The 2810-nt window shown below is 53.9% G+C and carries 4 protein-coding genes; 1 reads left to right on the forward strand and 3 read right to left on the reverse strand.

The features are described 5' to 3' along the window. Positions 1-88 precede the first annotated feature (88 nt). From PG883_RS23025 to PG883_RS23035, 3 genes are read right to left on the reverse strand one after another with little or no spacing between them, the layout of a single operon-like run. A complete protein-coding gene (locus PG883_RS23025) occupies positions 89-886 on the reverse strand; it encodes an HD domain-containing protein (RefSeq protein WP_270808384.1) in 798 nt (265 codons plus the stop codon). Next, entirely contained in the window at positions 883-2061 is a 1179-nt protein-coding gene (locus PG883_RS23030) for an Arm DNA-binding domain-containing protein (RefSeq protein ID WP_270808386.1), read from the reverse strand. Before PG883_RS23030 ends, PG883_RS23025 begins: the two co-directional genes overlap by 4 nt. 9 nt (positions 2062-2070) lie before the next feature. Next, on the reverse strand, positions 2071-2283 hold the full coding sequence (locus tag PG883_RS23035) for a hypothetical protein (protein ID WP_041997613.1): 213 nt from the start codon (positions 2281-2283) through the stop codon (positions 2071-2073). A 145-nt stretch (positions 2284-2428) separates the two neighbouring features. Between PG883_RS23035 and PG883_RS23040 the strand changes: the two genes are divergently transcribed. Next, complete coding sequence (locus tag PG883_RS23040; protein WP_041997615.1) at positions 2429-2671, forward strand: helix-turn-helix domain-containing protein; 243 nt, start codon at positions 2429-2431, stop codon at positions 2669-2671. The last annotated feature ends 139 nt before the right edge of the window (positions 2672-2810 follow it).

Genomic DNA, 2810 nt, shown 5'->3' on the forward strand with positions numbered 1-2810 from the left:
AGAGCAGAAGTTATCATGATCGTTACCATGTTAGGAGGTCACATGGAAGATCAGATCCTGGAAAACGGGAATGGTTCCGTTCAGGGCGCTACTTGTGTATAAGAGTCAGGTGTACATCCATAGACAATCGATCACAGATATGAACCATCTGGGCTGGCAGATAGGCCTCCGACTGCCGACCAATTTTGATGGAAAGGCAAGAACTGATGGCCTCAAACAGCTTGGGCGCCTCCTGACTGAGGCGGGCCAGCGGCTCGGCCAGCACCATGAAATTGAACGACTCATGTTGCCCCGCGACCCCGTTCCCGCTTGTGTTGTTGTAGAACAGATGGATCTTGCCGATGTCATGCAGAAGACCGCCGATAAAGGCCACGCTGGTGCTAATCGGGCCGACTTGATGCTGCATGCAGAGCGCCGAGGCGGTGATTGCCACCTCATGACTGTGCTCAAGCAGTCCACCGGTATGGTGATGATGGTACTGGTTGCTCGCCTTGCCGGTGAAGAAGGGCCACATGATGCGATCATCAAGCAGCACGGCGAGGTAGAATCGCCGCAGGGCCGCATCCGGTAAATAAGCGAGCATCCCCCAGATATCCGACAAGATGGCATGTTGTTTATCTGCCAGCCATGAAAATTGCTGCTCAATGTCGTCACGACGCACCTCAACAGGCAACGGCATGAAGGTCATCAATCGAGGCACTTCCTCGCCATTCATCTCCAGCAGCAACCACTGCCCAGCCGGCACCACATCCGCCAGCAGCTCACCGCTAACATCGACATGGCGACCCCCTTTCAGGAAAGTCAAACGCCACACACCAGCACTAGGCAAGCCGTGAATCAGCTCGGCCCACACCAGCGTCAAGTTAAACGGGGATGTGAATTTCATACCTCATCCTCCAGATCAAGTTCACCGTCCAGCAGTTGTTCGAAAGCGGCACCATCCCGACCGACCAAATTGGGCACATAGCGCGAATAGACCCGAAACAGCATGCTGGTCGTGGAATGACCCAGCTGGCGGGCAATCCACTCCGGATTTTCGCCGGCGGCCAGCCACAGAGTGGCAGCCGTATGGCGAGTCTGATAAGGGTTGCGCTTTTCAAGCTTCAGATTGGCCAACAATGGGTACCAGACACGCTGAGCCACATTGCGGTGGTTGAGTGGCTCACCGTTGCGAGCACAAAACACGAAGGTACTTTTCTCGCCCGAGAACCCCCACTGTTCACGCAAGGCCTCATAGACTCGCTGGCTCATTGCGATGGTGCGGTGAGATCCACTGGTCTTGGTGGGCCCGACTTTACCCCTGACCAAGGACTGGTGAATATGAATAAGGCGGGCGCCAAAATCCACATTGTCCCAGCAAAGACCATCGATCTCACCCGTGCGCATGCCGGTGAAGAAACGCACCGTGAAATAGGGACGATAGTCCGCCCGTACCTTGGTCAGAATGAGTTGCACCTCCTCCAGGGTAAACGGCAGGACTTGCGCCCTAGGCATCGGCAGGGCCTTGATATTGCGCCACGGGCTATCAAACTCGAACCGCTCGGCCGCCTCGTTCAAGATGAGACGCAGGTAGGTCATGATGTGGTTGATACGGGAAGCCGACAACGCCCGTTCGCTCTGCCCACCCGGCTCACACAAGCGCAACCGAAACGCCAGGATCTCTTGCTTGCTGATGGTAGCTAACCGCTGCTCACCCATAGCCGGAATCAGGTGGCAGCGTAAAATGCCATCCACCGTTTCAATTTGGCTCTCGCGCCACTCGACCCGTTTTTCATCGAGCCATAGCTCGGCAAAGGCGGAGAAAATCATCCGTCCACCAGAGGCCTTCTGCCGACTCAGTCTCTCCATGGCCACATACTTCTCAACCTTGGGACTGTTGGGAAAGTGATGCCCATAGTCAAAGGTACCGATACGGATCTGTTGCTCTATCAAGCAGAGCACCTTATTGAGCTTCTGCCGGTTAGCCTGGGTATCAGCCAACGTGGTCTGCTCCCGACAGCGGACCCCCCTGTAACGAAAGTCCAGATAAAGCTTGCCATCACGGCTATTTATCGAGCCCATCGCACCACCTCACTTCAAGCTAGCAATGAGATCGTGGGCTGCTGCTCCTTGCAGCATGGACTCCTCTACCCGCTCCCAGATGTAGAGAATTTTTCGCCCACCAAACGGACGGATGTAATGCACGCCTTCGAACAGCACAGCGTCTTTCAGACTCTGGCGGATTGTTCGCACGTCGTATTTGATCCGTGATGAGAGCTCTTCGGTTGTCAGATAGGTACTCATACCTCGCCTCCAGGTGAATCACAAATGAGTCATTTTACTCACGTGAGACGAATATAGCTCACAGAATGTGATTGTCAATGCCGCTTTTGCATCATGTATGATTCATTTGGTAGGCTATGTGAAAAATACTCGCTATGGATAAGTCATGATTAGGATCCTGCTCATCAAGCTACTTGACGAAAAATCGTTCCAAGAAAAGCGCCGCATAACTCTCTCTGAAGTGAGCGAAAAAACAGGGATCAGCCGGGCAACCCTGACCCGGATCGCCAACGTGCCTGGTAATGTCACCAATACCGATACAATCAATGCGTTGTGTAAATATTTTGGATGCCAGCCTGGAGAGTTGTTGAGGTATGTCGAGGAGGAGGACAGTCCTGCGGGGGAGTGAGCTGGACGACCTACCAGAAACGGTGGCAAGTGGCCTTGTTGCACAATTCCAAAACAGGACGGACTTTCTCCAAGCGCCGATTTCGCTCAGTTGACCTGCTGTCGTACAGGCATACCTAACCCCGTCATCCTGTTGATAG

It is taken from the genome of Aeromonas sp. QDB25 (assembly GCF_027707725.1).
Lineage (GTDB): Bacteria > Pseudomonadota > Gammaproteobacteria > Enterobacterales > Aeromonadaceae > Aeromonas > Aeromonas caviae.

What these genes read in the sequence shown, in the direction of transcription:
- PG883_RS23035 (WP_041997613.1), bottom strand. Translation starts at nt 2,283, where the DNA reads ATGAGTACCTATCTGACAACCGAAGAGCTCTCATCACGGATCAAATAC.
- PG883_RS23040 (WP_041997615.1), top strand. Translation starts at nt 2,429, where the DNA reads ATGATTAGGATCCTGCTCATCAAGCTACTTGACGAAAAATCGTTCCAA.
- PG883_RS23030 (WP_270808386.1), bottom strand. Translation starts at nt 2,061, where the DNA reads ATGGGCTCGATAAATAGCCGTGATGGCAAGCTTTATCTGGACTTTCGT.
- PG883_RS23025 (WP_270808384.1), bottom strand. Translation starts at nt 886, where the DNA reads ATGAAATTCACATCCCCGTTTAACTTGACGCTGGTGTGGGCCGAGCTG.